This window comes from Gemmiger sp. An50 (assembly GCF_002161595.1).
Lineage (GTDB): Bacteria > Bacillota > Clostridia > Oscillospirales > Ruminococcaceae > Allofournierella.
In genome coordinates this window covers 35,411-60,946 of record NZ_NFID01000003.1, presented here as the reverse complement: position 1 = coordinate 60,946, position 25,536 = coordinate 35,411, and the positions used below count along the sequence as shown (strand labels likewise).

General features: G+C 63.1%; 21 protein-coding genes and 1 tRNA gene. 6 read left to right on the top strand and 16 right to left on the bottom strand.

Going from position 1 to position 25,536, the window contains the following annotated elements:
* Nucleotides 1-147: 147 nt before the first annotated feature.
* The 3 genes from B5G03_RS03935 to gmk all read left to right on the top strand — a co-directional run bounded on the left by B5G03_RS03935 (nucleotide 148) and on the right by gmk (nucleotide 3,043).
* A complete protein-coding gene (locus tag B5G03_RS03935; protein ID WP_087180469.1) occupies nucleotides 148-1,677 on the top strand; it encodes a YifB family Mg chelatase-like AAA ATPase in 1,530 nt (509 codons plus the stop codon).
* A 52-nt stretch (nucleotides 1,678-1,729) separates the two neighbouring features.
* On the top strand, nucleotides 1,730-2,200 hold the full coding sequence (locus B5G03_RS03930; protein ID WP_087180468.1) for an NUDIX hydrolase: 471 nt from the start codon (nucleotides 1,730-1,732) through the stop codon (nucleotides 2,198-2,200).
* Nucleotides 2,201-2,350: 150 nt separating this feature from the next.
* Nucleotides 2,351-3,043, top strand: coding sequence for a guanylate kinase (gmk, locus tag B5G03_RS03925; RefSeq protein ID WP_087180467.1), 693 nt, complete (start codon nucleotides 2,351-2,353; stop codon nucleotides 3,041-3,043).
* A 120-nt stretch (nucleotides 3,044-3,163) separates the two neighbouring features.
* Here the strand turns inward: gmk and B5G03_RS03920 are convergent, their stop codons facing one another.
* From B5G03_RS03920 to B5G03_RS03855, 14 genes are all read right to left on the bottom strand, one after another.
* Complete coding sequence (locus B5G03_RS03920) at nucleotides 3,164-4,612, bottom strand: hypothetical protein (protein WP_087180466.1); 1,449 nt, start codon at nucleotides 4,610-4,612, stop codon at nucleotides 3,164-3,166.
* Nucleotides 4,599-5,108 carry a sigma-70 family RNA polymerase sigma factor gene (locus B5G03_RS03915; RefSeq protein WP_242962282.1) on the bottom strand — a complete coding sequence of 170 codons (510 nt, stop codon included), beginning with the start codon at nucleotides 5,106-5,108 and terminating at the stop codon, nucleotides 4,599-4,601. The genes B5G03_RS03920 and B5G03_RS03915 overlap by 14 nt, the downstream gene beginning before the upstream one ends.
* 249 nt (nucleotides 5,109-5,357) lie before the next feature.
* On the bottom strand, nucleotides 5,358-7,664 hold the full coding sequence (locus B5G03_RS03910; protein WP_087180465.1) for an ATP-dependent Clp protease ATP-binding subunit: 2,307 nt from the start codon (nucleotides 7,662-7,664) through the stop codon (nucleotides 5,358-5,360).
* 45 nt (nucleotides 7,665-7,709) lie between these two features.
* Nucleotides 7,710-8,387, bottom strand: a complete 678-nt coding sequence (locus B5G03_RS03905) for a CvpA family protein (RefSeq protein ID WP_087180464.1) — start codon at nucleotides 8,385-8,387, stop codon at nucleotides 7,710-7,712.
* Between the two features lie 45 nt (nucleotides 8,388-8,432).
* On the bottom strand, nucleotides 8,433-9,629 hold the full coding sequence (locus B5G03_RS03900; protein ID WP_087180463.1) for a DUF5711 family protein: 1,197 nt from the start codon (nucleotides 9,627-9,629) through the stop codon (nucleotides 8,433-8,435).
* A gap of 30 nt (nucleotides 9,630-9,659) precedes the next feature.
* Nucleotides 9,660-10,457 carry a tRNA pseudouridine(38-40) synthase TruA gene (gene truA, locus B5G03_RS03895; protein ID WP_087180462.1) on the bottom strand — a complete coding sequence of 266 codons (798 nt, stop codon included), beginning with the start codon at nucleotides 10,455-10,457 and terminating at the stop codon, nucleotides 9,660-9,662.
* A 4-nt stretch (nucleotides 10,458-10,461) separates the two neighbouring features.
* Entirely contained in the window at nucleotides 10,462-11,280 is an 819-nt protein-coding gene (locus tag B5G03_RS03890) for an energy-coupling factor transporter transmembrane component T family protein (protein WP_087180461.1), read from the bottom strand.
* Nucleotides 11,274-12,158 carry an energy-coupling factor transporter ATPase gene (locus B5G03_RS03885; RefSeq protein WP_087180460.1) on the bottom strand — a complete coding sequence of 295 codons (885 nt, stop codon included), beginning with the start codon at nucleotides 12,156-12,158 and terminating at the stop codon, nucleotides 11,274-11,276. The genes B5G03_RS03890 and B5G03_RS03885 overlap by 7 nt, the downstream gene beginning before the upstream one ends.
* 91 nt (nucleotides 12,159-12,249) lie before the next feature.
* Nucleotides 12,250-13,083, bottom strand: coding sequence for an energy-coupling factor transporter ATPase (locus B5G03_RS03880; RefSeq protein ID WP_087180459.1), 834 nt, complete (start codon nucleotides 13,081-13,083; stop codon nucleotides 12,250-12,252).
* A gap of 38 nt (nucleotides 13,084-13,121) precedes the next feature.
* The gene (locus tag B5G03_RS03875) at nucleotides 13,122-13,988 is read right to left on the bottom strand and encodes a class I SAM-dependent methyltransferase (RefSeq protein WP_087180458.1); all 867 of its coding nucleotides are present in this window, start codon (nucleotides 13,986-13,988) and stop codon (nucleotides 13,122-13,124) included.
* A 99-nt stretch (nucleotides 13,989-14,087) separates the two neighbouring features.
* The gene (ruvB, locus tag B5G03_RS03870) at nucleotides 14,088-15,092 is read right to left on the bottom strand and encodes a Holliday junction branch migration DNA helicase RuvB (protein ID WP_087180682.1); all 1,005 of its coding nucleotides are present in this window, start codon (nucleotides 15,090-15,092) and stop codon (nucleotides 14,088-14,090) included.
* 45 nt (nucleotides 15,093-15,137) lie between these two features.
* Nucleotides 15,138-15,740, bottom strand: a complete 603-nt coding sequence (ruvA, locus tag B5G03_RS03865; protein WP_087180457.1) for a Holliday junction branch migration protein RuvA — start codon at nucleotides 15,738-15,740, stop codon at nucleotides 15,138-15,140.
* A 29-nt stretch (nucleotides 15,741-15,769) separates the two neighbouring features.
* On the bottom strand, nucleotides 15,770-16,267 hold the full coding sequence (gene ruvC, locus B5G03_RS03860; protein ID WP_058965903.1) for a crossover junction endodeoxyribonuclease RuvC: 498 nt from the start codon (nucleotides 16,265-16,267) through the stop codon (nucleotides 15,770-15,772).
* A 313-nt stretch (nucleotides 16,268-16,580) separates the two neighbouring features.
* A tRNA-Val gene (locus tag B5G03_RS03855) sits at nucleotides 16,581-16,656 on the bottom strand.
* A 138-nt stretch (nucleotides 16,657-16,794) separates the two neighbouring features.
* On the opposite strand from B5G03_RS03855, the gene B5G03_RS03850 reads away from it, so the two are divergent.
* The 3 genes from B5G03_RS03850 (at nucleotide 16,795) to B5G03_RS03840 (ending at nucleotide 22,562) form a co-directional block, all read left to right on the top strand.
* A complete protein-coding gene (locus tag B5G03_RS03850) occupies nucleotides 16,795-19,332 on the top strand; it encodes a YfhO family protein (protein ID WP_162613321.1) in 2,538 nt (845 codons plus the stop codon).
* A gap of 139 nt (nucleotides 19,333-19,471) precedes the next feature.
* Nucleotides 19,472-21,298 (top strand): translational GTPase TypA, encoded by a 1,827-nt coding sequence (typA, locus tag B5G03_RS03845; RefSeq protein WP_087180455.1) that lies wholly within the window; start codon nucleotides 19,472-19,474, stop codon nucleotides 21,296-21,298.
* A gap of 127 nt (nucleotides 21,299-21,425) precedes the next feature.
* Nucleotides 21,426-22,562 carry an aldo/keto reductase gene (locus B5G03_RS03840; protein ID WP_087180454.1) on the top strand — a complete coding sequence of 379 codons (1,137 nt, stop codon included), beginning with the start codon at nucleotides 21,426-21,428 and terminating at the stop codon, nucleotides 22,560-22,562.
* A 75-nt stretch (nucleotides 22,563-22,637) separates the two neighbouring features.
* On the opposite strand, the gene B5G03_RS03835 is transcribed toward B5G03_RS03840, so the two are convergent.
* Nucleotides 22,638-24,326 carry a hypothetical protein gene (locus B5G03_RS03835; protein WP_087180453.1) on the bottom strand — a complete coding sequence of 563 codons (1,689 nt, stop codon included), beginning with the start codon at nucleotides 24,324-24,326 and terminating at the stop codon, nucleotides 22,638-22,640.
* 151 nt (nucleotides 24,327-24,477) lie between these two features.
* Nucleotides 24,478-25,440, bottom strand: a complete 963-nt coding sequence (locus B5G03_RS03830) for a DUF4349 domain-containing protein (RefSeq protein ID WP_087180452.1) — start codon at nucleotides 25,438-25,440, stop codon at nucleotides 24,478-24,480.
* Nucleotides 25,441-25,536: the final 96 nt, after the last annotated feature.

Genomic DNA, 25,536 nt, shown 5'->3' with positions numbered 1-25,536 from the left:
TCAATCGAACCCGTTCTTTTTGTGCAAGCGAACAAGTTCAGTACTTTAAAATGCTGCAATCTACACAGAAGATGTGCCTTGTGCAATCCCCCGTTCCGAAGTATACTAAAAAAGCAATGAAAATTTTGGAACAACGGAGCGGATGGCATGTTTGCAAAAGTGAACAGCTTTGGCGTGCGGGGCCTGGCAGGCTTTGCCGTCACAGCGGAAGCGGATATCAGCGGCGGACTGCCCCAGCTGGCCATTGTGGGCCTGCCGGACAGTGCGGTCAAAGAGGCGGCGGACCGGGTGCGCAGCGCGGTAAAAAACCTGGGCTTTTCCTGGCCCTCCAGCCGAATCACCGTGAACCTGGCCCCGGCGGACGTGCGCAAGACCGGTCCCCTTTATGACCTGCCGGTATTTCTGGCCCTTCTGTGCGCCGCCGGGCAGCTGCCTGCGCCCGGGGCACACCAGGCCTTTATCGGCGAGCTGTCGCTGGACGGCGCACTGCGTCCGGTACAAGGCATTCTGCCCATGGCGCTGGCGGCGGCGGAATACGGCGTGACCGAGCTGTTCGTGCCCATCGAAAACGCCGCCGAGGCGGCCACGGCCGAGGGTCTGACCGTTTACGGGGCCGACACCGCCCGTCAGGTGGCGGACCATCTGCGGGGCGAAGCCAAACTGACCGCCGCGGTCTGCCCGCCCTTCTCGGGCCAGAACCGCACCGGCGAGCTGGATTTTTCTGATGTGCGTGGCCAGCTGATGGCTCGGCGCGCGCTGGAGATCGCCGCCGCGGGCGGACATAATGTGCTGCTCATCGGCCCGCCGGGCACCGGCAAATCCATGCTGGCCCGCCGTCTGCCGGGCATCCTGCCTCCCCTCACCCGCCCCGAGGCGGTGGAGTGCACCAAGATCTATTCGGTGGCCGGGCTGCTGCCCGGAAACAGCGGCCTGTTGACTCAGCGGCCCTTCCGCAGCCCGCACCACAGCGTGAGCGCCCCTGCTCTGGCAGGCGGCGGCGCTCAAATCCGCCCCGGCGAGGTGAGCCTGGCCCACAACGGGGTACTGTTTCTGGACGAGCTGCCGGAATTTCATCGGGATGCCCTGGAGGTGCTGCGCCAGCCCCTGGAGGACGGCGTGGTCACCGTGAGCCGGGCCTCCGGCAGCGCCACTTACCCCAGCCGCTTCATGTTAGTTGCCGCCATGAACCCTTGCAAGTGCGGGTATTTCGGCCACCCCACCCGGCCCTGCACCTGCCCGCCCAGTGCGGTGGAGCGGTATCGCCAGCGCATCTCCGGCCCGCTGCTGGACCGGATCGACCTGCACGTGGATGTGAGCCCCGTAGCCTACGACGAGCTGAGCGCCGAGGAGCCGGGCGAATGCAGCGCCGCCATTCTGGAACGGGTGCTGGCCGCCCGGGCGGTGCAGCTGGCCCGATTCGAGACCACCGGCGTAACCTGCAATGCCCATCTGCCCAGCCGGGCCCTGCGGCAGGTCTGCCGCCTGGACGACGCGGCCGCCGCCACCCTGCGGGCCGCCTTTGACCGGCTGGGGCTTTCCGCCCGGGCCCACGACCGCATTTTGAAGGTAAGCCGCACCATTGCGGACCTTTCCGGCAGCAAAACCATCGGGGCGGCTCATGTGGCCGAGGCGCTGCAATACCGCAGCCTGGACCGGAAATACTGGTACGACAAATAAGGCCGCACCACATCATTCGCGCCGAAAGGCTCAGGAAAAATAAGGAGAACCCATGAAAAACACCACTCTTTGCTATATTGAACAGGATGGCTGCTACCTGATGCTCCATCGGGTGAAAAAACACCAGGACCCCAACGCCGGCAAGTGGATTGGCGTGGGCGGCAAGTTCGAACCCAGCGAAAGCCCGGACGAATGCCTGGTGCGAGAGGTGCGGGAGGAAACCGGCCTGACCCTCACCCGCTGGCGCTGCCGGGGCATCGTGACCTTTGTGTCCGACGAGTGGCCCACCGAGTACATGCATCTGTTCACGGCGGACGGCTTCGAAGGGCAGCTCACCGACTGCAACGAGGGCGAGCTGGCCTGGGTAAAAAAAGCGGACGTGCCCGCACTCCGGCTCTGGGAGGGCGACCGGGTCTTTCTGGAGCTGCTGGCCCGGGAGGAACCCTTCTTTTTGCTCAAGCTCACCTACAAGGGAGAACAGCTTGCCGGAGCGATGCTGAACGGCCGGACGCTGCCGCTGTGAGTATTTTTTAATCAAAACAGGTTGTTGTATAAGATATCGAAAACTTTTCCGTATATCCTCTCATTTTTTATTGACTTTTAACACAAAACGTACCATAATGAAGGTAACAGGTCCCCCGCACATTATTTGGAAAGGTGGTTGCTTTCAGTTATGAGCGTTGAGAAAACTTATTTTGATAAAATCGCGGAGTATGGTCAGCTGGTCATCATTTCCGGTCCCAGCGGCGTAGGCAAGAGCACCGTCATCACCAACTACATTGCCGAGCATCCCAATGCCTGCAAATGTGTTTCCGTGACCACCCGGCCTCCCCGGCCGGATGAAGAGGACGGTGAGGACCACTACTTTGTGTCCCATCAGGAGTTCGAACAGCTGATCCGTTCCCAGCAGCTGCTGGAGTATGTCTACCGGGGCCAGAACGGCTACGGCACCCCCAAGAACGCGGTGGAGAAGCTGCGCCGGGCGGGCCGCAACGTGATTCTGGACGTGGATGTGGTGGGCGCCACCAAGATCCGCACCCTCTGCCCGGACGCCACCCTGATTTTCATCATGCCTCCCTCCTGGGAGGAGTTGGAGCGCCGCCTGCGCTCGGATTCCACCAAGACCGAGGAGAAGATTCGCTCCGAGCTGGAAACCGCGCAGGAAGAGGTTCTGTGCGCCGGTCAGTATGACTACATCCTGATCAACGACACCGTGGAAAAGACCGTGCGCCGCCTGGGCCAGATCATCCACGGCAACCGCTACAGCCGCAACAGCATGCGCACCTTCCTGGAAAGCTACATTGAGAGCGAGCTGACTCCCCAGTCCGACCTGGCGGACGAGATCCTCTCCATCGGCCGGGACTAAGCTTCCCTGTCATTTCCCGCAACACATAAGAAAGCCCCCGGAATTTTCCGGGGGCTTTTCTTTTTGTTTCAACTGCGGCATAAAAATTCCCCGCCGGAAGAATTTCCGGCGGGGAACTGCTTATTCTGTGACGTATTCCATGTTCAGCGCTTCGCCGTTCAGGGTGACCGACTTCACCTGGGAAAGATCCAGGATCTCGTTGAACATGCTGTTCAGGGTCACACCTTCATCGGAAACCGAGGTGCCGGCTGCGGAGGTCTGCACCTGAGTGCCGTCCTTCAGCTGAATGACGATTTCCGGCATAGCCATCTCGCCGCCCATATCCCACATATCGCCGGTGCCGCGCACGGTGAGCGCCACCGGGGAGATGGTCACGCTTTCCACCGTCCAGCCGCCCAGGTCCAGGTTCAGCTTGCTCTGCAGCCGCTCCTTCACCTGCTCCAGGCGGAAGGTGGTGGACCACTCGCCCTGGGTCAGGGAGTCATAGATGGTGCCGCTGTAGACCACTTCCATGTCGCTCACGTCCTGGCCCTCGGGCAGGAACAGCACATACTCATTGGTCTCGGTGTAATACAGCTCCTGGCTCAGCTCGGTGCGCGGGCCGATGTTCAGCTCCAGCATAGGCAGGTCCAGAACCTGGCCCGATGCATCCTTCAAACGGAAGCCCAGGCTGTTCACGCCGCCCAGCACGCTGTCGGTATTGTACTGGATATGCAGCTGGTTGCCGATCTTGGCAGCGGCAGCCACGGTAGCCCAATCTACGCCGTCGATCTTCAGGCTCTCAGCCCAGGGCTTCAGCACCGGCACCTGGCCGGAATCCTTCAGCCGCTCGATCTCCTCCATGCTGATTTCCGCATGCTCCGGGTCGGCCACGCCTGCCATGCTGCCCATGACCATTCCTTCCTCGGGGGCCGCGTATTCCGCAGCCGGGCCGCTGGCCAGCAGCTCGCTTACCGTGTAGCCGGTGGACGCATCGCTCACCTGCTGCTCGCCGCTGAGCAGCGAACGGGCGCTTACGGTGATCTTATCGCCGGCATCGGCGTCGCCGCCCATGCTCTCCAGCCGCAGGATCGCGGTCTCGGTGGTCTCGTCATAGCTCACCACGTTGGCGATTGCCATGCCCATATCGTCGCTGACGCTGCAGTCTTTCAGGCGCACGGTGTCGCTCACACGGCCCTGCCCTGTGGTGTCCTGCAAACTCAGGAACGCCACGGCCACGCCGCCGTCGTTCACTGCGCCCAGCACCTCCATGCGGATGCCCTGGTCCTCGCTTACCTCGTTCACCGGCTGCAGAATGGCGATGGTATCCTCCGAGAGTCCTTTCAGGCTTTCCCGCAGCTCCGGCGCGGCGGCCAGCATACCGGCGCTGAGCACCATGACCGCGGCAAAGCTTGCCGCCACCGCCAGCACACGGCGTGCCGGGCGGCGGCGCGGCGCCACGGTCAGGCTGGGCCTGCACTGGGCCAGGATAGCACTCTTTTGGGAAGCATCCAGTTGGATGCTTCCCAACTCGCGATCGATCGCGAGGCGGATGGTATCGTCGCAGCGTTTGTCGTCAAAGATCCTCATAGGGCCCTCCCTCCAAACGTTTTTTCAGCAGCTCCCGCGCCCGGTGGAGCCGGATGCTCACGGTGGACTGGGGCGCGCCCAGAATGGCGGCGATCTCGCCCACCCGCAGCTGCTGATAGTAGTGCAGAAGGATAACCTCGCGGTACTTCGGCTTCAGGGCCATGATCTCCTGGATCAAGCGGCCTTCCTCCGAACGGGGCTCCTGGCCCGCGGGCAGCTCAGGGTACTGGTCCACCAGACTGACCCGCCGCTTCCAGGCGCTGCGCAGATAATCCTTGCACACATTCACGGTGATCTTCATCACCCAGGCCTTTTCCGCCGCCGCATCCGGGATGGCGGGCCAGGCCCGATAGATTTTCACAAAGGCGTCCTGCACAGCGTCCTGAGCCAGATGCACGTCCCCCAGATACATGCAGCAAAGCCGCAGCATTCCGTTGCCGTATTCGTCCACCAGCCGCTCCATCTGCTGCTGGGTACATGGGGTCTGCGAGGCCACAAAATCACGCTCCTTCTTGAGCGCCTCCATTCTACAAACGATACCTGCGCCCTGAAATATTTCAATTTTCCAAAAATTCTTGCGATTTTCTTAAAAAAGCTGATACTTCTTGGTTACAACTTCGAAACATGCCAAAATACACGGCAGCCCCAGCTCTGCGCAACGCAGAGCCGGGGCCCCGGCACCCGGCCGGACCGGGTAATCTTGCTGCTATTATAACAGGTTTTTCTTATGCAGACAAGCGCCAGTTTACACCAGTACCAGCTTGCCGTCCTGCACGTCCAGCTTCACCGTGCCGGTGAGGGTGCCCGCCACAAAGCGCTCGGCCAGAGGGTCCTCCACCTGCTTGCGGATCACCCGGCGCAGGTCGCGGGCGCCGAACTTCACGCCGCCGCACTCCTTCACCAGCTGCTCCAAAGCGGCGGGAGTGTACTCCAGTGCCAGGCCCTTGTCGGCCATGGGCTGGCGGTATTCGTCCAGCATCAGCCCGGCGATGCGGCACAGGCTCTGCTCGTTCAGCGGCTTGAAGGCCACGATCTCGTCCACACGGCCCAAAAACTCCGGCCGCAGGAACTCGCCCAGCGCCTTCATCATCTTGTTCTCGCTGATCTGCTCGGCGCTCTTGTTGAAGCCGGTCTCGCCGGTCTTCTCGGTGCTGCCCGCGTTGCTTGTCATGCAGATGACCGTGTTCTCAAAGTTCACGGTGCGGCCCTGGCTGTCGGTGATGCGGCCTTCGTCCAGAATCTGCAGCAGGATGTTCAGCACATCCGGGTGCGCCTTCTCGATCTCGTCGAAGAGCACCACGCTGTAGGGACGGCGGCGCACCTGCTCGGTGAGCTGGCCCGCCTCGTCGTGGCCCACGTAGCCCGGAGGGGCGCCGATCAGGCGGCTGACGGTATGCTTCTCCATATACTCGCTCATGTCAAAACGAATCAGCGGGTCCACCGAGTCGAACAGCTGGTTGGCCAGCTGCTTGACCAGCTCGGTCTTGCCCACGCCGGTGGGGCCCACAAACAAAAAGCTTGCCGGGCGGCGGCGGCCGGACAGGTCTGCCCGGGCCCGCTTCATGGCGCGGGCCACCGCGCTCACCGCCTCATCCTGTCCGATGATGTGCTTTTTCAGCTCGGTCTCCAGGTTCACCAGCTTTGCAAACTCGCTCTCCTGCACCTTCACGGCGGGGATGCCGGTCCACAGCTCAATGACCTTGGCCACGTCCTCCATCTCCACCTGGATGCCCCCGGCCTTCAGCTCCAGGGCGGGCAGCTCCTCCCGCAGGCGGGCCAGATCCGTCTTGATCTGGGCCAGACGGGCGTAGTATTCCTCGGCCTGGCCTTCGCCCTCGCCGGACTGCTCCGCCGCCAGCTCCTCGGCCTCCAGCTCCGCGATCTTGCGGTGGGTGTCGGCCAGCTGGCTGATCTCCGGATGGCGCAGGTTGCAGCAGGCACAAGCCTCGTCCAGCAGGTCGATGGCCTTATCCGGCAGGAAACGGTCGGAGATATAGCGCTCGCTCAGGTTGACCACCGCGGCCACGATAGGTTGGCTGACCTCCACGCCGTGGTGCTTTTCGTAGTATTTCTTGATACCGCCGATCACCTCGATGGCCTGGGCCAGGCTGGGCTCACCCACCTTGACCGGCTGGAAGCGGCGCTCCAGCGCCTGGTCCTTCTCGATATATTTGCGGTACTCGGCAAAGGTGGTGGCGCCGATCACCTGGATCTCGCCGCGGCTCAGGGCGGGCTTCAGGATGTTGCCCGCGTTCATGGCGCCCTCGCTGTCGCCCGCGCCGGTGATGCTGTGGATCTCGTCGATGAACAGGATCACGTTTCCGGCGCTCTTCACCTCGCTGATCAGGCCCTTTACCCGCTGCTCGAACTGGCCGCGGAACTGGGTGCCGGCCACCAGACCGGTCAGGTCCAGCAGATACAGCTGCTTGCCCTTCAGGCAGGAGGGCACCTGGTCCCGGGCGATGCGCTGGGCGATGCCCTCGGCGATGGCGGTCTTGCCAACGCCCGCCTCACCGATGAGGCAGGGATTGTTCTTCTGGCGGCGGGCCAGAATCTGGATGGTGCGGTAGATCTCCTGCTCGCGGCCGATGATCTCGTCCAGCTTGCCGGCCTTGGCCTTGGCGGTCAGGTTCTCGCAGTATTTGTCCAGGAACTTGTAGCGGGGCTTTTTGCCCTTTTCGTTCTTCTCGCCGTCCTTTTCCTTCTTTTCCTTCGCGCCGAAGCCGAAGGGGAAGGTGGCGCTGCCGCCGGGGGTGAAGCCATCTTCATCGACCTCATTGTTCTCGTCGGCGTCCGGGTCCTCCTGGCCGCCCATGGGGCCGAAGGGGAACATGCCGTTCTCGCCCGCTTCCTCCATGAAGCTGCTCATGCGCTCCTCCATGTTCTCCAGATCCTGGTCGGAGACGCCGAACTGCTTCATCAGGTCGTCCACAGGCTTGATGCCCAGCTCCCGGGCACAGGTGAGGCAATAGCCCTCCTGCTTGGGCTGGCCAGCCTCCATGCGCTGCACGAACACGATGGCCGTGCGCTTTTTACAACGTACACAAAGCATATCTCATTTCCCTTTCTTTGGGGCGCCGGGGCCAAAGGGCCCGGCTTAATAAAACGGATTGAACTGCCCAAACAGCGTAAAGCCCACGCTGTCGCCCAGCACCTGCTGGTTGAGCCAGGGGATGGACCCGCCGGTGACCACGATGATCGCCCACACGGCGCACAGGATCAGATACAGGTCCACCACACCGGCCAGCAGGCCCATGCCAAAGCCCAGCAACTTGTTCACACTGCCCAGAATGGGGATGCGGTTGAAGTTGGTGAGCACCGCCACCACAAAGCCCACGATCACCTTGCACAGCGCGAAGGCCACAAAGAACACCACGATGGCAATGATGGGGGTGAGCAGCGGAGCGATGACCTGGCTCACCACCTGCTCGGCCAGCTCGGGGGCGTTGCCGGTGAGCACGCCGCCCGCGGACTGGATGATGCTCTGCTGAATCTCGTCCGGCAGAAAACCGGCGTATTTTTCTACCAGCTGGTCCAGCTGCACCTGGCCGCCGTCGGCCAGGGTCTTTTCGATGCTGGTGGTGAAGTTGTTTTCAAAGAAGTTGGTGAACAGCACCGGGGCGATGTTCTGGCTGAAGATGCTCGCGCCCAGCAGGCTGGCAAGGTTGCCCGCGAACTGCACCAGTGCGGCCGCGAAGCCCTTGCCCGCGTAGCGCATGGCAACCAGCAGCAGGATCGCCAGCAGGATCAGGTCAAAGCCATTGGCAATGGTCATGGGTCATTTCCTCGTTTTCTTTTGGATTTTTGCTCGAAGCCGGGGTCATTCCTCGGCAGGCTGGGTCACCAGAGCCGCCTGGCCACCGCCGAACACCAGCAGGTTCTTGGCATTCAGCAGCGCCTGAGGCTGGCTTTCGGTGGTCATTTCCCACAGCGCCTCCCCTTCCAGATCGTAGGCGGCAACACTGTTGCCCCGTAATACATACGCGCCGGAACGGGTACACACCACTTTGGATGCGGGTGCGGGCACCGAAACAGTGCCGGTCTCCTGGCAATTGGTGTCCAGCAGAATCAGCCGAACCGGAGCGTCGGCCATCTCCGAGCCGATCAGGATGCCCACCGCCCGCTGGCTCACCGACACGCTGAGCAGCGTGCCGCTGGGGTAGCTGTAGGTAGCCAGCTGCTCGCCGGTGCTTGTATCGAACACCGCGACGCGGCCCTGGAACACCACCAGCAGCTTGCTGGCGCTGAGCCAGTGCATCTGCAGCACCGGACTGGTGCCCGCGTCGATGGTCAGGCCGATGGTGTTGGAGTTCAGATCCAGCAGATGGATTTTCACCGCCAGCTGGCCGTTTGCGGCGCTCAGACAGGCCGCGGCAAACCGCTTTCCGTTCTGGGAAAAGGCGATCTGCCCGGGCACGCCCTCGGCATCGCTGGGATACCACTGGTAGATGGGCTGGAAGGTGGAGTCGTAGACCGTGACCTCCGCCAGATAGCGGCTGGAATCGGTGACCACCGCCACCGTTCCGTTGGAGGCCATTTGCGCCATCAGGATGGGCTGGGTGTAGGTGTTGGTGTACAGTGTGCGGGTTCTGCTTTCCACCCGCAGTTCGTACCCGGCCCGGTTATACAGCACAAAGCGGGTCTTGCCGCTGCTGATGCTCGGGCGGGCGTAGTTGTGGGCGATGCTTCGCAGCTGCGCGCCCCGGGCGGAAAAGACCACCAGGTCCTTGCTGCCCAGCTCCACAAAACCGCCGCCCAGGCTCTCCACCTGGAACGGTTCGGCAATGCCGGTCTTCACCGGCCAGCCGCCGCCCGGCTGCAGCCCGATGCGGGCAGATTCCACCACATCGCTCAGCAGGGCCAGACCACGGCCGAAAATACCGCTGGCATACAGGGCCAGCGCCGCCAGCACCACCAGTGCCAGCGCTGCGGTGCGCAGCCGGCGCAGCCTGCGGCGGCGCTTCAGCGCACTCAGGCGGGTCAGCTTTGCCCCGCCGGGCGTTTGATTGGTTTCCATATCCCCGCCCCCTTTCTTATTGGTTGTTCGTCACAAAATGCGCCCCGGTTCGCCCTGGGGCTTGCCCGCCTGCCACGCGGGCAGCTCGGGATAATCCACCCAGGCCAGGAACAGGCCCTGGGCCGGGAGGGTGGGGCCCGCCTGGCTGCGGTCCCGGCTTTCCAGAATGGCGGGGACCCGCTCCGGGTCCAGCTTGTGCTGGCCTGCTAAAACCAGCGTGCCCGCCAGAATGCGCACCATGTTGTAGAGGTAGCCGTCCGCCGTGACGGTGACGGTGACCAGGTCCCCGGTGCGCTGTACCCGGCACCGGCTGATGGTGCGCACGGTGCTGCCCCGCAACGCCACCTCGCAGCCGGCCGAGCACAGGCTCATGAAATCGTGGCTGCCCACGAACCGGTCCGCCGCCGCCTGCATGGCGGCCTCGTCCAGTTTGCCCGGCAGCCGGTGGTGCCAGCCCGCCCCGAAGGGGCTGTCGATGGGGCTGTTCCAGATGCGGTAGCAATAGGTCTTTTCGTGGGCGGCGTAGCGGGCGTGGAACCCCTCGTCCACCTCCATGGCCCGGTTCACCCGGATGGCCGCCGGAAGCTTCTGGTTCAAGGCCAGCGGCAGCTTTTCCATGGGGATGCGGCAGTCCGCCCAGAAATTCACCGCGTAGTGCAGGGCATGGACCCCCGCGTCGGTGCGGGAGCAGCCCTTCACCGGCGGGCGGGTACCCAGCAGGGCCTCCAGCCCGTCCTGCAGCGCCTGACAGACCGACAGGCCGTTGTTCTGCACCTGAAAGCCGCAGAAGCCGCTGCCGTCGTAGCTGATGTCCAGCAGGATGTTCATGGCCTCACAGCACCCCCGGCATCACAAAGCGGGTGGCCCAGACCAGACCGAAGGTGACGGCGCAGAAGGCCACTGTGCCCCAGTCGTGGGGCTGGAACTTGAGCACCTTCAGGCGGGTGCGGCCCTCGCCGCCCCGGTAGCACCGGCACTCCATGGCCATGGCCAGCTCATCCGCCCGGCGGAAGGCCGAGATGAACAGCGGGATCAAAATGGGCACCATGGCCTTGATCCGGTCCTTGGCGCTGCCGCTGTCCAGCATGGCGCCACGGGCCTTCTGGGCGTTCATGATCTTGTCGGTCTCCTCGATCAGGGTGGGAATGAACCGCAGCGCGATGGTCATCATCATGGCCAGCTCGTGCACCGGCAGGCCCAGCTTGGCAAAGGGCGACAGCAGCCGCTCAATGGCGTCGGTGAGCACGATGGGACTGGTGGTGTAGGTGAGCAGGCCGGTGCCCGCGATCAGGGCCACGATACGCACCGCCATGAAGATGGCGTAGGCGATGCCCTCCTTGTACACCTTGATGACCCAGAAGTGGATCAGCGGCTCACCCTCGCCGCCCATAAAGAACAGGTTCAGAATGGCCGTGAAGGCGATGATGGGAATGATGGGATTCAGGCTCTTGATTATGATGCGCAGCGGGATCTTGGCCAGCAGATACAGCCCCGCCAGCAGCACCAGGCTCAACGCCAGACCCAGGAAATTGTTGATGGTAAACAGCAGCACGATGTAGGCGATGACCAGCAGAATCTTCAGCCGCGGGTCGGTGCGGTGCACGATGGAATCGCCCGGGAAGTGCTGCCCGATGGTGATGTCCTTCAGCATGTGGTCCCCTCCCCTTTGGCTTCCTTGCGGGCCTTTGCCTCCAGGATGGTCTTGACCGCCCAGGGCACGGTGTACACGTCCTGGGGCAGGTCCAGCCCCATCTGGCGCAGCTTCAAAAAGATCTTGGTCACCTGCGGCACCGAGAGCCCCAGCGCCAGCAGCTCATCCGCCCGGGCGAACACCTTGTCCACCTGGTCGTACATGGCGATCTTTTTCTGGTCCATCACCAGCACCTTGTCGGCGTATTTGGCGATGTCCTCCATGGAGTGGCTCACCAGCAGCACGGTGGTGCCGGTCTCCTTGTGGTAGCGCTTGACCTGGCTGAGGATCATGTCCCGGCCCTCCGGGTCCAGGCCCGCGGCGGGCTCGTCCAGCACCAGCACACGGGGCTCCATGGCCAGCACGCCCGCAATGGCCACCCGGCGCTTCTGACCGCCGGAAAGCTCAAAGGGGCTGCGCTCCAGATAGTCCTCCGGCAGACCGGTGAAGGCCGCCGCCCGTCGCACCCGCCGGTCGATCTCCTCCTCGCTCAGGCCCATGTTCTTGGGGCCGAAGGCGATGTCTTTGTAAATGGTCTCCTCAAACAGCTGGTACTCCGGGTACTGGAACACCAGACCCACCGCAAAGCGGACCTTGCGGATGTCCTGGCCCTTGGCCCAGATGTCCTTTCCGTCCAGCAGCACCTGGCCGCTGGTAGGCTTCAGAATACCGTTGAAGTGGGTGATGAGGGTGGATTTGCCGCTGCCGGTGGACCCGATGATGCCCACGAAGTCGCCCTCCTCCACCGCGAAGCTCACGTCCTCCAGGGCGGTGGTGGCATCCGGCATGCCGGCGTTGTATATATGAGTCAGATGGCGCGTTTCAATGATGGCTGCCATGATTTCACATCCTTACTGCAAAGGGGTTTTCAGCCCCGGAAATGTGCCTCTTGCTTGCAAGATGGCGCTTTCGTCTTTTTTATATTCGCCGTTATTTCAGCAGCTCGTAGAGGGCGGCGGCGCACTCGTCCTCGGTGATGATGCCCTCGGGCAGGTCCAGGCCCGCCTTCACCAGCTCATCCCGCAGCTCGGCGGCCTGGGGTACATCCAGGCGAAGGGAGCGCACCTTCTCGGTCTGGCTGAACACCTCTTTCGGGGTGCCCTCCATGACCACGTGGCCCTCGCTCATCACCAGCACCCGGTCGGCCTGGGCAGCCTCCTCCATATAGTGGGTGATGCTCACCACGGTGATGCCGAAGTCTTTGTTCAGGTGGTGGATGGTCTCCATCACCTTTTCCCGGCCCCGGGGGTCCAGCATGGCGGTGGCCTCGTCCAGCACCAGGCAGTCCGGCCGCATGGCGATCACGCCCGCGATGGCCACACGCTGCTTCTGGCCGCCGCTCAGCTTGTGAGGGGCCTTTTCCCGGTGCTTGTAGATGCCGGACATCTGCATGGCCTCGTCGATGCGGGCGCGGATCTCCGCCGGGGGAACGCCCAGGTTCTCCAGCGCGAAGGCCACGTCCTCCTCCACCACGGTGGCGACGATCTGGTTGTCCGGGTTCTGGAACACCATGCCCACGGTCTGGCGGATGTCGTACAGCTGGCTTTCATCCCGGGTATCCATGCCCTCCACGGTCACAGTGCCGCTCTCCGGCAGCAGGATGGCGTTGAAGTGCTTGGCCAGGGTGGACTTGCCGCAGCCGTTGGCGCCCAGCACCGCCACGAACTCGCCCTTGCGGATGGTCATGGACGCGCCGTCCACCGCGTAGGGGTTTTCCGGGGTATAGCGAAAGCGCACGTCTTTGGCGGCGATCATCTCGTTCATTTCGATTTTCCTCTCCCCTCTTGTTTCGGGTCCTGTGTTCAGGCCTCCTGCCAGATGGCGGTGGCGCCGCAGGGCACAACGCCGCCGGTGCTGCTCACCGGCAGGCCGATCTCGTCGCAGCTGGTCACGCCGCCGTACTTGCCGCACAGGGTGGTTTTCAGGATGTACTCCATCACCGCGGGCGACAGGCCGGTGGTGTAGCTGTTCACCGCCACGAACAGGGGCTGCTCGCTGAGCACACCCGCGCACAGGGCGATCAGGTCGTAAATGTTGTCCTCCAGCTTCCACACCTCGCCGCCGGGGCCGCGTCCGTAGCTGGGCGGGTCCATGATGATGGCATCGTAGGTGTTGCCCCGGCGAATTTCCCGGGCCACGAACTTGGCGCAGTCGTCCACGATCCAGCGGATGGGCCGGTCGGCCAGATTGCTGGCCTGCGCGTTCTCGCGGGCCCAGGCCACAATGCCCTTGGAGGCATCCACATGGCAGACGCTGGCGCCCGCCGCGGCGCAGGCCAGGGTGGCGCCGCCGGTATAACCGAACAGGTTCAGCACCTTGATGGGGCGGCCGGCGGCCTTGATCTTCTCCTCATACCAGGCCCAGTTCACGGCCTGCTCGGGGAACACGCCGGTGTGCTTGAAACCGGTGGGGCTGACCACCAGGGTCAGCGGACCGCAGCCGATCTTCCACTTTTCCGGCAGGCGGCGGCGGTATTCCCACTGGCCGCCGCCCCGCTCGGACCGGTGATACACCGCATCCGCCTTGGCCCACAGGGGGCTGGTCTCGGGGCTTTTCCACACCACCTGGGGGTCCGGGCGCACCAGCAGGGTGCTGCCCCAGCGCTCCAGACGGTTGCCGCAGGTTGCGTCGATGAGTTCATAATCTTGCCAGCTGGTGGCAGGGCGCATACGCAATTCTCCTTTTTCATTCCGGGGAAACCGGCCGCTGTTTCTCTGGGCGATTTCCGTATCAGTATAACGTGTATTTGTGAAATTTTCTTGGCGGGGTCAGTCGAACATACTCTGCTGGCCCGGGGCGTCCAGCTCCTTGGGCAGCTCCAGTCCCAGGTGGACCCAGGCCTGCCGGGTGGCGCAGCGGCCGCGCGGGGTGCGGGTCAAAAAGCCCATCTGCATCAGATAAGGCTCGCACACATCCTCCAGCGTCACGGCCTCCTCGCCCAGTGCGGCGGCCAGGGTATCCAGACCCACCGGCCCGCCGCCGTACAGCTCGATGATGGCCCGCAGCATGCTCCGGTCCATCTCGTCCAGGCCCAGCTGGTCGATGTCCATTCGCTTGAGGGCCAGCTTTGCGGTGGCCTCGTCGATCACGCCGTCCGCCAGAACGGCGGCGAAGTCCCGCACCCGCTTTAACAGCCGGTTGGCCACACGAGGGGTGCCCCGGCTGCATTTTGCCAGCTCATAAGCTCCCTCCGGGGTGCAGGGCTGGCCCAGGATGCCCGCCGAGCGCTGGATGATGCCGCTCAGCTCATCCGGGCTGTACAGCTCCAGCTTGAGCAGCACACCAAACCGGTCCCGCAGCGGGCCGGTGATCTGGCCCGCCCGGGTGGTGGCGCCGATCAGGGTGAACCGGGGCAGATTGATGCGGATGCTCTGGGCGCTGGGGCCCTTGCCGATCATGATGTCCAGCGCGTAGTCCTCCAGGGCGGGATACAGAACCTCTTCCACCTGGCGGGACAGTCGGTGAATCTCGTCGATGAAGAGCACGTCGCCCTCCTGCAAATTGGTGAGCAGGGCTGCCAGATCGCCGGGCTTTTCGATGGCCGGGCCGCTGGTGATGCGGATCTGCACCCCCATCTCCTGGGCCACGATGCCCGCCAGAGTGGTCTTGCCCAGACCCGGAGGGCCGTAGAGCAGGATGTGATCCATGGGCTCGCCCCGGCGCTTGGCTGCTTCCAGATAGATGCGCAGGTTTTCCTTTACCTTTTCCTGGCCCACATATTCGTCCAGGGTTTTGGGCCGCAGGCTGATCTCTTCGCTCTCGCCCTGGTTCATCTCCGGGCTGACCAGCCGCGTGCCGAATTCGTATTCTTCCACGGGTTACCTTCCTTTCGCCATGCCGCGCAGCGCAAGCTTGATGAGTTCCTCCACCGGCAGGGAGGGGTCGGCCTTGGCCACCGCCTGGGCCGCCTCGCTGGGGCTGTAGCCCAGACTGGTGAGGGCCGCGATGGCCTGGCTCAGGTTGCCCGCCGGGGCTCCGCCGCCGCTCACATCGCCCAGGGTGATGCCCTCGGCCAGACCCTTGCCCACCTTGTCCTTCAATTCCAGGGCAATGCGCTGGGCCAGCTTGGGGCCCACGCCGTTGGCGGCGGTGAAGGCCTTGTGATCTCCGGCCGAGATGGCCAGTGTGATCCGCTCGGGGGTCATCACGTTCAGAATCGCAAGACCCACCTTGGGGCCCACGCCGGAGACGGCGGTGAGCATCTTGAAGCAGGCCTGCTGCTCCTCGGTGGCAAAGCCGAAGAGAGTCACGTCGTTTTCGGTGATATTCATATAGGTATAAAGGGTAGCCTCATGGCCGATGGCCGGCAGCGCCGACGACACCGACGCGGGCACCTGCACAAGATAACCCACTCCCGCGCAGGAAAGGACCACCATGTCCAGGGTCTTTTTCAAAAGTTTTCCGGTCAGACAATAAATCATCGGGAACCTCCTGTTGCTTTCTGCTTCGGTCAGCGCAGCGGCGTGCCCATCAGGCGGCTGCGGCTGCAATGGCAATGGGCGATGGCCATGCCCAGTGCGTCGGCGGTATCGTCGGGCTTGGGCACCTTTTCCAGCTTGAGCATCATGCGGGTCATCTCCTGCACCTGCTTTTTCACCGCCTTGCCGTAGCCGGTCACCGCCTGCTTCACCTGCATGGGGGTATATTCAAAGATGGGGATACCGCACTTGGCTGCCGCCAGCAAAATCACGCCGCGTGCCTCAGCCACGCCGATCACCGTGGTCTGGTTGTGCTGATAAAACAGCTGCTCGATACTCAGCGCCTCGGGCTTGTAGGTTGTCATCACATCCAACACGCCCTCATACACCTTGTCCAGCCGCTGTTCAAAGGGCACGCCCGCCTCGGTCGTAACCGCGCCGAACGCCACCGGCGTAAACCGGTTGCCCACATATTCCACCACGCCCCAGCCCACGATTGCATAGCCGGGGTCGATGCCCAATACTCGCATAGATACACCTCTCCATATTAACCGATATAGTATACTATATTTTTTATAAAATAGCAAATACCGCCCACCACCAGCGGGCGGACTCCGGGCAGACAAAAAGAGCAGGACCCCGCTTGGGCCCTGCTCTTTTCTCAGAAGCCGGTCAAATCGACCGATTCTTCTTTTTTATTTCATACTATTTTCATAGTATTGGTGTATCATAACTGCTTAATGTTTCGTTGTATGAGAGGAAGTTTTTTGGGGATTCGAGTGCCTGTTTTCTTTTCAAGCCTCGTAAAAACAAAAAACAGGGCGCTCGATTGAGCGCCCTGTGTGGTGGACGGTAAGGAACTCGAATCCCTGACCCTCTGCACGTCAAGCAGATGCTCTACCAGCTGAGCTAACCGTCCATGTCCTTTCGGCTTGATTATTATATCGAATCTTTTTTCAAATTGCAAGTACTTTTTGAAAAAAAGTTTTTCTTTTTTTATTTTTCTTTTTTCGCCGCTTTCCGGCGCATTTTTCCCTTCTGGAAAGGAGTCCTTTGCATGCCCATTCCCTTCTCCCGGTCCGAATCCTCCCGCCGGTTCTCCGGCCCTTTGCCCGCGCTGGCCGCCGCGCTGGTTCCGGTTGCCCTGCTGGCCGGGCTGTATGCCGCCCAAGGCGTGGCCCCCTTCGGCCCGAACAGTCTGTTCTTCGGCGATATGGATGGTCAGTATTCCCACTTTCTGGCCGGCTTTTCGGAATTATTCGGCCGGGGGGCGTTCTACACCTGGCACAAAGCCCTGGGCGGCGAGGCCCTCAGCTGGGCCGCTTATTACCTGTTCAGCCCCTTCAATTTTCTGGTGCTCTTGTTCCCCACCTCCCAGATGCCCACCGCCGTGACCCTGCTCACTCTGACCAAGGCAGGCTGCGCCGGGCTGGCCATGCATCTGTTTCTGCGCCGCCGGGCTGGTGGCATGCTCTCGGTGCCGCTCAGCTGGGCCTGGGCGCTGAGCGGCTACCTGCTGGGCTTTTCCCAGAACATCATGTGGATGGATGCCCTGATCGCTCTGCCGCTGATCGCCTGGGGCATCCGGCGCATTTTAGAAGGGCGTTCCCCCTGGTTATATCTGGTGAGTCTGGCGGCGGGCATCTTCTGCTGCTATTACATCGGCTGGATGCTCTGTTTGTACTCTCTGCTCTATTTTCTCTTCGGCCTGGCCACAGGCGATGCGGCGGGCCGTAAGCTGCGGGTGTCGGTGCGCTTTGCGCTGGCCAGCCTGCTGGCGGGCGGGCTGAACGGCTGGATGCTGCTGCCGGTTGCGAAAGCGCTCGGCCAGGGCAAGGCCCAGGCGGCCATGGAATGGGGCTTTTCCACCAACTTTTCCCTTCCCCAGCTGCTGGGCCAGCTGTTCGCGGGGGCCTATCCCGCCGGGCAGGACACCAACACCCTGCCCCTTATCTTCTGTGGCACCCTGCCGCTGGTGCTGGCAGCGCTGTTTTTCCTTCGTCCCGGCCCGCTGCGTCCAAAGCTTGCGGCGGGCGGGCTGCTGGCCTGTCTGCTGCTCAGCTTCTGGCTGCGCACGCCGGACCTTGTCTGGCACGGCTTCCAGAGCCCCAGCTGGTTCAACTACCGCTACAGCTTTTTGTTCATCTTCACTTTGCTGGAGCTGGCGGCGCTGGGCGGCAAAGGCCTTGCAGAACATCTGCCCGTCGCCCGCCGGTTCGCGGCTGTCGGGGCTGCCACCCTGCTGCTGGCCTGTGCCTGGTGCCTTGGGCTGGTTCCCGACTGGGCGGCGGTGCTCACTCTGTGCTGCCTGGCGGCCGCTGCACTGCTGCTGGCAATGCCCCGGCGGCGGGCCGTGGGCCTGCTTGCTGCCCTTTTCCTGGCGGTGGAGCTGACGGCCAACGGCTGGGCTGCGCTGGAGGCCTTCGAGCCGTTTCCCTCCACTCTGCCCCAGCTCACCGAGCAATGGCAGGCTACCGTGGAGCAGCTCAGCGCCCGAGACCCCTCCGCCCGAATGCAGCTGGCCGAGGGCGGGCAGAATACGCCCTTCCTGCTGGACTACAACGGCCTGAGCCACTACAGCAGCAGCTATTCCCAGACCGCCTATGAACTGATGCGGGCGCTGGGCTGCACCGGCACCAGCGGCTGGATGGCCTGGTCCGACGGGCTGACCCAAAGTACCGCCAGCCTGCTGGGGCTGCGCTGGCAGCTGGGCGGCGCAGCCTCCGGCCAGTGGCAGCAGCAGGGCGATGTATGGGAGAACCCCTGTGCTCTGCTGCTGGTCGTTGCGGCGGCAGACACTGGCAGCGAGCGGCTGGCGCTGGACCGGCCCTTTGACAATCTGAACCAAATCTACAACACCCTTCTGGGCCAAGACGCGGGCATTCTGCACCCCATCGAAGCCGAGCCTTTGGTTCTGGGCATGGAAGCCGGAGCGGACGGGCTGCACTACACCGTGACCGGCGAAAATGCCGCTCTGTGCTTTTCCCTCACCGCGCCGGTTTCCGGCGTGCTGTACGCCAGCTTCCCGGTGTATGACCAGTACTGCGGGGCCGATGTTTTCGTGAACGGCGAAGCGGCAGGCCAGACCCTGCTGCAGCAGGAGAACGGCACGATCTGCCTGGGGCAGGTGCAGGCGGGCCAGGCCCTCACCGTGGAGCTGCGGCCGCAGACAAATACTCTTTCGCTGGGCGGCTGGAGCTTTACCGTGGAAGACAGCCAGGCTCTTGCCGCGGCCTGCACCCGGCTGCAGCAGCAGGGCCTTCAGGTGGACCAGTTTGCCCCCGGTCTTGTGCGCGGGACCATCCAGGTGCCCGAGGGCTGCACTACTCTTTTCACCAGCATCCCCGCCGAGCCGGGCTGGCAGGTACTGGTGGACGGTCAAAAAGTGGAACCCGGCACCGGCTGGGATGCACTGCTTACCGTGCCCATCACCCCGGGCGAACATCAGATCACCCTGCGCTTCACCCCCGCCGGACTGGGCCTTGGCGCAGCGGTGAGCCTTTGCAGCCTGGGGGCCGCGGCGGCCTGGCTGGCGGCGCGCCGCCTTGGTCATACAGCCCAGAAAGCCCCGCACAGCAGACAAAAAACCTTGTGACAACGCCCAATGCTGTTAAAAATCATTTGTATATTCTTGACAAACCTTTTTTCCTGCTTTAGTATAGGTAAGGTTACGAATAGATGTAATTATATATGGAGCGATCCAATCGCGATCCAATATCAGAAAGGATAACAGTATGGAACGTAAAGATTTGCGCAACATTGCCATCATCGCCCACGTTGACCATGGTAAGACCACCCTGGTGGACCAGATGCTGAAGCAGAGCGGCGCGTTTCGTGAAAATCAGCAGGTGGCCGAGCGCGTGATGGACTCCGGCGACATCGAGCGGGAGCGCGGCATCACCATCCTGGCCAAAAACTGCTCTACCACCTACAACGGTGTGAAGATCAACATCGTGGACACCCCGGGCCACGCCGACTTCGGCGGCGAGGTGGAGCGTGTTCTGAAGATGGTCAACGGCGTGCTGCTGCTGGTGGACGCCGCCGAGGGCTGCATGCCCCAGACCCGTTTCGTGCTGCAGAAGGCCCTGCAGCAGAACCTGAACCTGGTCATCGCCGTAAATAAGATCGACCGTCCCGACGCCCGCATCAAGGAAGTCATCGACGAAGTGCTGCTGCTGCTCATGGACCTGGGCGCCACCGACGAGCAGCTGGACAGCCCCATGGTCTTCTGCTCCGGCCGCGCTGGTACCGCCAGCTACAGCCCGGACGTGCCCGGCACCGACCTGAAGCCCCTGTTCGACACCATCCTGGAGTACGTGAAGGGTCCCGAGGGCGACCCGGACGCTCCCTTCCAGATGCTGTGCTCCAGCGTGGACTACAACGAGTTCGTGGGCCGCATCGGCATCGGCCGCATCCAGAACGGCCGCATGAAGGTTGGCCAGGATGTGCAGGTCTGCGACTGGCACGACCCCAGCGTTTCCATCAAGGGCCGCATCACCAAGCTGTACGAGTTCAAGGCCAACGGCCGTGAGCCCGCCGAGGAAGCCTCTGCCGGCGATATCGTCGCCTTCTCCGGCATCACCGATGTGACCATCGGCAACACCCTGTGCGACCCCGCCAACGTGGAGCCCCTGCCCTTCGTGAAGATCAACGATCCCACCGTGGAGATGACCTTCGCCGTTAACGACAGCCCCTTCGCCGGCCGCGAGGGCAAGTTCGTCACCAGCCGCCAGATCCGCGACCGCCTGCAGCGCGAGCTGCTGAAGGACGTGGCCCTGAAGGTTGAGGACTCCGCCACCAGCGATTCCTTCCGCGTGATGGGCCGTGGCGAGATGCACCTGTCCATCCTGATCGAGACCATGCGCCGTGAAGGCTACGAGCTGCAGGTCAGCCCCCCGAAGGTTCTGACCCACGAGGAGGACGGCCAGCTGATGGAGCCCTTCGAGCGCGTTGTCATCGACACCCCCACCGAGTACCAGGGCGCGGTCATGACCGCTCTGGGCTCCCGCAAGGCCATCCTGCAGCAGATGGAGCCCATCGGCACCCGCGTGCGTCTGGAGTTCCGCATGCCCAGCCGCGGCCTGTTCGGCTACCGCAGCCAGTTCCTCACCGATACCCACGGTGAGGGCATCCTGAACACCATTTTTGACGGCTACGACGCCTGGTGCGGCGACATCACCTGCCGCAGCACCGGCAGCCTGGTAAGCTTCGAGACCGGCGACGCCGTGACCTACGGTCTGTTCAACGCCCAGCAGCGCGGCACCCTGATCGTGACCCCGGGCGAAAAGGTCTACGAGGGCATGGTCATCGGCTACACCCCCACCGGCGAGGACATCAGCGTGAACGTCTGCAAGACCAAGCACCTGACCAACACCCGTGCTTCCGGCTCTGACGACGCCCTGCGCCTGGTTCCCGTTTCCAAGTTCAGCCTGGAGGCCTGCCTGGAGTTCCTGGCTCCCGACGAGCTGCTGGAGGTCACCCCCGAGAACCTGCGTATCCGCAAGCGCATCCTGAACCACGACATGCGCATGAAGCAGCTGAAGGGCAAGAAGAACGGCTAATCCGCTCCCCCTTCTCTGAACTGAGCATCCGCCCCTGTGCCGCCCGGCACGGGGGCTTTTTTGTTGACAAGGCCCTCACCCCGCCTTATGATGAAAACAGAATTCACCGCAATGGAGGCTCTTTGCCATGGAAGAACTGTTTGGAACCAAAAAGCTGGGGTTTGGCTGCATGCGCCTGCCCCTCACCGGCCCTGCCGCCGACCCGGCCAGCCAAGTGGATTACGAAAAGACCTGCCGCATGGTGGACGATTTTCTGGCCGCGGGCTTTTGCTACTTCGACACCGCTCACGGTTACCTGAACGGCAAAAGCGAGACCGCTCTGCGCCACTGCCTGACCAACCGCTACCCCCGCGAGCGTTACCTGCTGGCGGACAAGCTCTCCAACGGCTTTTTCAAAAGCGAGGAGGAAATTCGGCCCCTGTTCTTCTCCCAGCTGGAGGCCTGCGGGGTGGACTACTTCGACTTTTACCTGATGCACGCCATGAACGCGGAGTATTATCCCAAATACTGCGCCTGCAACGCCTTCGCCGTGGCCCGGCAGCTGAAAGCGGAGGGCCGCATCCGGCACATCGGCATCTCCTTCCACGACAAGCCCGCTCTGTTGGAAAAAATCCTCACCGAGCAGCCGGACATCGAGGTGGTGCAGATCCAGTTTAACTACGCGGACTACGACAGCCCCAGCGTGGAGAGCCGGGCGCTGTATGAGATCTGCCGCCGCTTCCAAAAGCCGGTGATCGTGATGGAACCGGTGCGGGGCGGCGCGCTGGCCAACCTGCCGCCCCAGGCCGCCGAGGCCTTTGCCGGAATGGAAGGCAGCCCGGCAGGCTACGCCCTGCGCTTTGCCGCCAGCTTTGCAGGCGTGTGCATGGTGCTCAGCGGCATGAGCGACCCGGCCCAGATGGAGGAGAACCTGGGCCTGTTCCGAAACTTCCGTGCCCTGTCGCCGCTGGAATGGCAGGCGGTGGCCAAAGCCCGCCGGGCGCTGGCCGGGCTGAAGAGCATCGGCTGCACCGGCTGCCGCTACTGCGTGGACGGCTGCCCCAAGGCCATTTCCATTCCCGAGCTGTTCGCCTGTGCCAACAGCCGGAACCTGTTCCAGGACCCCGGCGCCGCCACTTATTACAACATTTGTACCCGCGGCGGTCACGGCAAGGCAAAGGACTGCATCGGCTGCGGAAAATGCGAGTCCTCCTGCCCCCAGCATCTGCCCATCCGTCAGCTGCTGGCCCAGGTGAGCGCCCAGTTCGACGCGCCCAAGGCCTAAAAATACAAAACAAGAGCGCGGGCTCTTCGTTCCCAGCAAAGTGGAACGGAAGAGCCCGCGCTCTTGTTATTCTGTTTAATGGGTCAGCGCCGGCTGCCGCTTTTCCGCCTTGCGGGTGCGCACCAGATACCAGGCCGCGCCCGCGCAGAGGGCCAGCGTGCCAAGGCCGCTCACCCAGTCCGACACATGCTGCAGGGTGGTGCCGGTGTAGCTCACCCGCACCTGGCCCGCCGGGGCATTCTCCGGAATGGTCAGCTCCACCCGGCCGCCGCCGTCCTTGTGCAGCTCCAGTTCCATGGGCTCGCTGCCGTCCGCCGGGGTGAGGGTAGCGGAGTAGCCCTTATACCACAGCTTGGGAATGCCGTACACGCCAAAGACCTCGCCGTCGAAGTCAAACACGAAATCACCATTCGGCAGGTAACTGCCGCTGTAAACGCCGGTGGTGTTGCTGTACTGAGCGCCCGGCTCAAAGGCAAAGGCCTTGGCGTCCACACCGGCGGGCACCCATTCGGCCCCCACCAGATAGAAGGTCTCGCCCCGCTGACTGGTGAAATAGTTGGCCGGGTAGTTCACCTGCTCCGGAAACTCGGTGGAGCTGACCGCAAGGTCCACCCCGCCCAGCACAAAAGCCGCTGCCAGCACCAGCACCCGAACCCGGCGGCTATCGAGGCCTGCCAGCACCATCGTGATGGCCAGGCAGACCGCCAGCTGGCTGAAAGCATTGAGCCGCCAGGGGAACTGGATGCTGTTCAGCAGGGTATCGTCCAGCATGCGCCAGGGCACGAAGGGAAGCACCAGCACCGTGAGCACCACCCCCGCCGCCAGGAAGACCCAGGCGGCACGGCGCGCTCCGCTGCGCCGCCCCAGCGGGCAGACCAGCAGCACCAGAGTGGCCACAATGCCCACCAGGCCGGTGATGCCCAGGCCCATGTAATTGTTGGGAGTAAACAGCCCAGCCAGATTCACGGTATTCCAGGAAACCTGGGTCAGCGGCTGCTCGGTCACGGCGAATTTATCGCTGGCAAACTGCTCCAGCATGGGCAGCCAGTAATAGCAGCTCACCAGCAGACAGGCCCCGGCGGCTCCCAGGCCGCTCAGGATGGCCCGGCGATTCAGCACCCGGGGCAGCCGCACCAGCACCCACACGATGGCCAGCAGGCCCGCCAGAGCAAGGCTCACGGTGTGGCTGAGCACCAGACCGGTGAAGCCCAGCCAGAGCACCCAGGGACGCTTGGTCCCCTCCTCGGTCAGGTCCCACAGGCCCCAGACCACCAGGGGCAGGAAGATCATGGCCTGCACCTCGCCCACCGCGCTGCGGATGTAGAGGTTGGTGAAATGGTAGTGGCACAGACCGTACAGCACCATCAAGAGACAGCCGCCAAAGTGCTTTTTGGTAATGGCCCGTCCGGCAAAATAGCTGGTGACGCACTGAGCCGCCACGCAGCCCAGCATCAAAAACTTAAAGGCCATCTCCGGTCCCAGGCCCGCCACCCGGGCCAATGCCGCCGGATACAAAAACAGGTCCGGGTAAAACAGGCCGCTGGCGTAGCCGTAGCCGCCCAGCATCAAGGAATAGATGCGCACCGGGATGCTGGCATGGCCGCCCAGGGCCGCGGCCAGACCCTCCAGCCGCAGGATATGAAACACGCTGTCGTGCCCTGCCACCAGGTCCCGGCTGGCAAAGGGCAGCGCGCAGAGCAACAGCACCAGCGCGGCGCAGCCAAGGCCGGTGGCAAGCTCGTATCGAATGGTTTTCGCTCGCATGGATCGTTTCCGCCTTTTTCTACAATTTATGCGTTCTTTTTATTATAGCACACAGAGACGGAAATTGCCGCCCCAAAAGTTGGCATGGGCGCAAAAAAGGCCCCGGCGGGCCGCAGGCTGCGGTTTCGCCGGGGCAGTATTATAGATCAAATCACTTCATCTGCGTGTATTTGGGCGGCTGATTGCCGTTTTCCCCATCCGGGCGCTTTTGCGGCACGGGCTGGGGGCGCTTTTTGGCCGCGCGGCGGGCCAGCAGTACCACCACGGCGATCACCACCGCCGCCACCACCAGGAAGGGCAGCAGGTAGATCAGGCCGATCACCAGCTCCTGCACCACGCTTACAAAGCCGTTCCAGCTGCCCCGGAAGGCAGAGCCCACCCGGCTGATAAAGCTGGGGCTCTGGGGCGTCAGCTCGGTCACCTCGTCCAGGTAGACCTCCACCGTGCTGTAGCTGATCTGGTCCTGTAAGACGTTCATCTGGCCGGTGTAGCTCTCGATCTGATACTGCACCTCGCTGCGCTGCTGCTCAATGGCCAGCAGGTCCTCCAGGCTCTCGGCCTTTGCCGCCAGCTCATCCAGCCGCTGGCGCTGCTGCTCCAGGCTGGCCAGGCGGGCTTCCAGATCCACATATTCGGCGGTCACGTCCTGGCTGGACTCGCTGCGCCGAATCAGGTTGGCGGCCTGGGCCGCCGCGTTCAGAAATTCGCTGTAATGGTCCGCGGGCACCCGCAGGGTGTAATAAATGCTGCGGTCGCCCCGTTCGGCGCTTCCGCTGCTTTCGCTGTTCTGCACGTAGGCACCCGCCTGGCTGGCCGCCTCCAAAAGGTCGGCGCTGGCCTGGTCATACTGCTTGGTCTCCAGCCAGAGGGTTGCGTTGTAGATGATCTTGCGGCTGTCCTGCGGGGCAAGGGCGCCGGAATCCAGGCTGGTCTGCCCACCGCCTGTTCCGTTGGCGGCGTCGGCCACAGCTCCGGCCTCCCCCATGTCCGGCATGCTCTCCTGCACCGCCGCGGTGCTGGCGGCCGCCGTGCTGGACCCGCCGCACCCGGTGAGAAGGCCTGCGAAAAGGGCGGCGGCAAGCGCCGCGGCGAGCCAATGCTTCCTGTGCTTCATCTGGTTTCCCTCCTTGTTTTTTGGCAAAACCACCAAGATTTCGCCGTGAAGAATGTCACCTCTCTGACCCTTATACGAAATTGCAGCGGGGATTAT

What these genes read in the sequence shown, in the direction of transcription:
- B5G03_RS03935 (WP_087180469.1), top strand. Translation starts at nt 148, where the DNA reads ATGTTTGCAAAAGTGAACAGCTTTGGCGTGCGGGGCCTGGCAGGCTTT.
- B5G03_RS03930 (WP_087180468.1), top strand. Translation starts at nt 1,730, where the DNA reads ATGAAAAACACCACTCTTTGCTATATTGAACAGGATGGCTGCTACCTG.
- gmk (WP_087180467.1), top strand. Translation starts at nt 2,351, where the DNA reads ATGAGCGTTGAGAAAACTTATTTTGATAAAATCGCGGAGTATGGTCAG.
- B5G03_RS03920 (WP_087180466.1), bottom strand. Translation starts at nt 4,612, where the DNA reads ATGAGGATCTTTGACGACAAACGCTGCGACGATACCATCCGCCTCGCG.
- B5G03_RS03910 (WP_087180465.1), bottom strand. Translation starts at nt 7,664, where the DNA reads ATGCTTTGTGTACGTTGTAAAAAGCGCACGGCCATCGTGTTCGTGCAG.
- B5G03_RS03905 (WP_087180464.1), bottom strand. Translation starts at nt 8,387, where the DNA reads ATGACCATTGCCAATGGCTTTGACCTGATCCTGCTGGCGATCCTGCTG.
- B5G03_RS03900 (WP_087180463.1), bottom strand. Translation starts at nt 9,629, where the DNA reads ATGGAAACCAATCAAACGCCCGGCGGGGCAAAGCTGACCCGCCTGAGT.
- truA (WP_087180462.1), bottom strand. Translation starts at nt 10,457, where the DNA reads ATGAACATCCTGCTGGACATCAGCTACGACGGCAGCGGCTTCTGCGGC.
- B5G03_RS03890 (WP_087180461.1), bottom strand. Translation starts at nt 11,280, where the DNA reads ATGCTGAAGGACATCACCATCGGGCAGCACTTCCCGGGCGATTCCATC.
- B5G03_RS03885 (WP_087180460.1), bottom strand. Translation starts at nt 12,158, where the DNA reads ATGGCAGCCATCATTGAAACGCGCCATCTGACTCATATATACAACGCC.
- B5G03_RS03880 (WP_087180459.1), bottom strand. Translation starts at nt 13,083, where the DNA reads ATGAACGAGATGATCGCCGCCAAAGACGTGCGCTTTCGCTATACCCCG.
- B5G03_RS03875 (WP_087180458.1), bottom strand. Translation starts at nt 13,988, where the DNA reads ATGCGCCCTGCCACCAGCTGGCAAGATTATGAACTCATCGACGCAACC.
- ruvB (WP_087180682.1), bottom strand. Translation starts at nt 15,092, where the DNA reads ATGAACCAGGGCGAGAGCGAAGAGATCAGCCTGCGGCCCAAAACCCTG.
- ruvA (WP_087180457.1), bottom strand. Translation starts at nt 15,740, where the DNA reads ATGATTTATTGTCTGACCGGAAAACTTTTGAAAAAGACCCTGGACATG.
- ruvC (WP_058965903.1), bottom strand. Translation starts at nt 16,267, where the DNA reads ATGCGAGTATTGGGCATCGACCCCGGCTATGCAATCGTGGGCTGGGGC.
- B5G03_RS03850 (WP_162613321.1), top strand. Translation starts at nt 16,795, where the DNA reads ATGCCCATTCCCTTCTCCCGGTCCGAATCCTCCCGCCGGTTCTCCGGC.
- typA (WP_087180455.1), top strand. Translation starts at nt 19,472, where the DNA reads ATGGAACGTAAAGATTTGCGCAACATTGCCATCATCGCCCACGTTGAC.
- B5G03_RS03840 (WP_087180454.1), top strand. Translation starts at nt 21,426, where the DNA reads ATGGAAGAACTGTTTGGAACCAAAAAGCTGGGGTTTGGCTGCATGCGC.
- B5G03_RS03835 (WP_087180453.1), bottom strand. Translation starts at nt 24,326, where the DNA reads ATGCGAGCGAAAACCATTCGATACGAGCTTGCCACCGGCCTTGGCTGC.
- B5G03_RS03830 (WP_087180452.1), bottom strand. Translation starts at nt 25,440, where the DNA reads ATGAAGCACAGGAAGCATTGGCTCGCCGCGGCGCTTGCCGCCGCCCTT.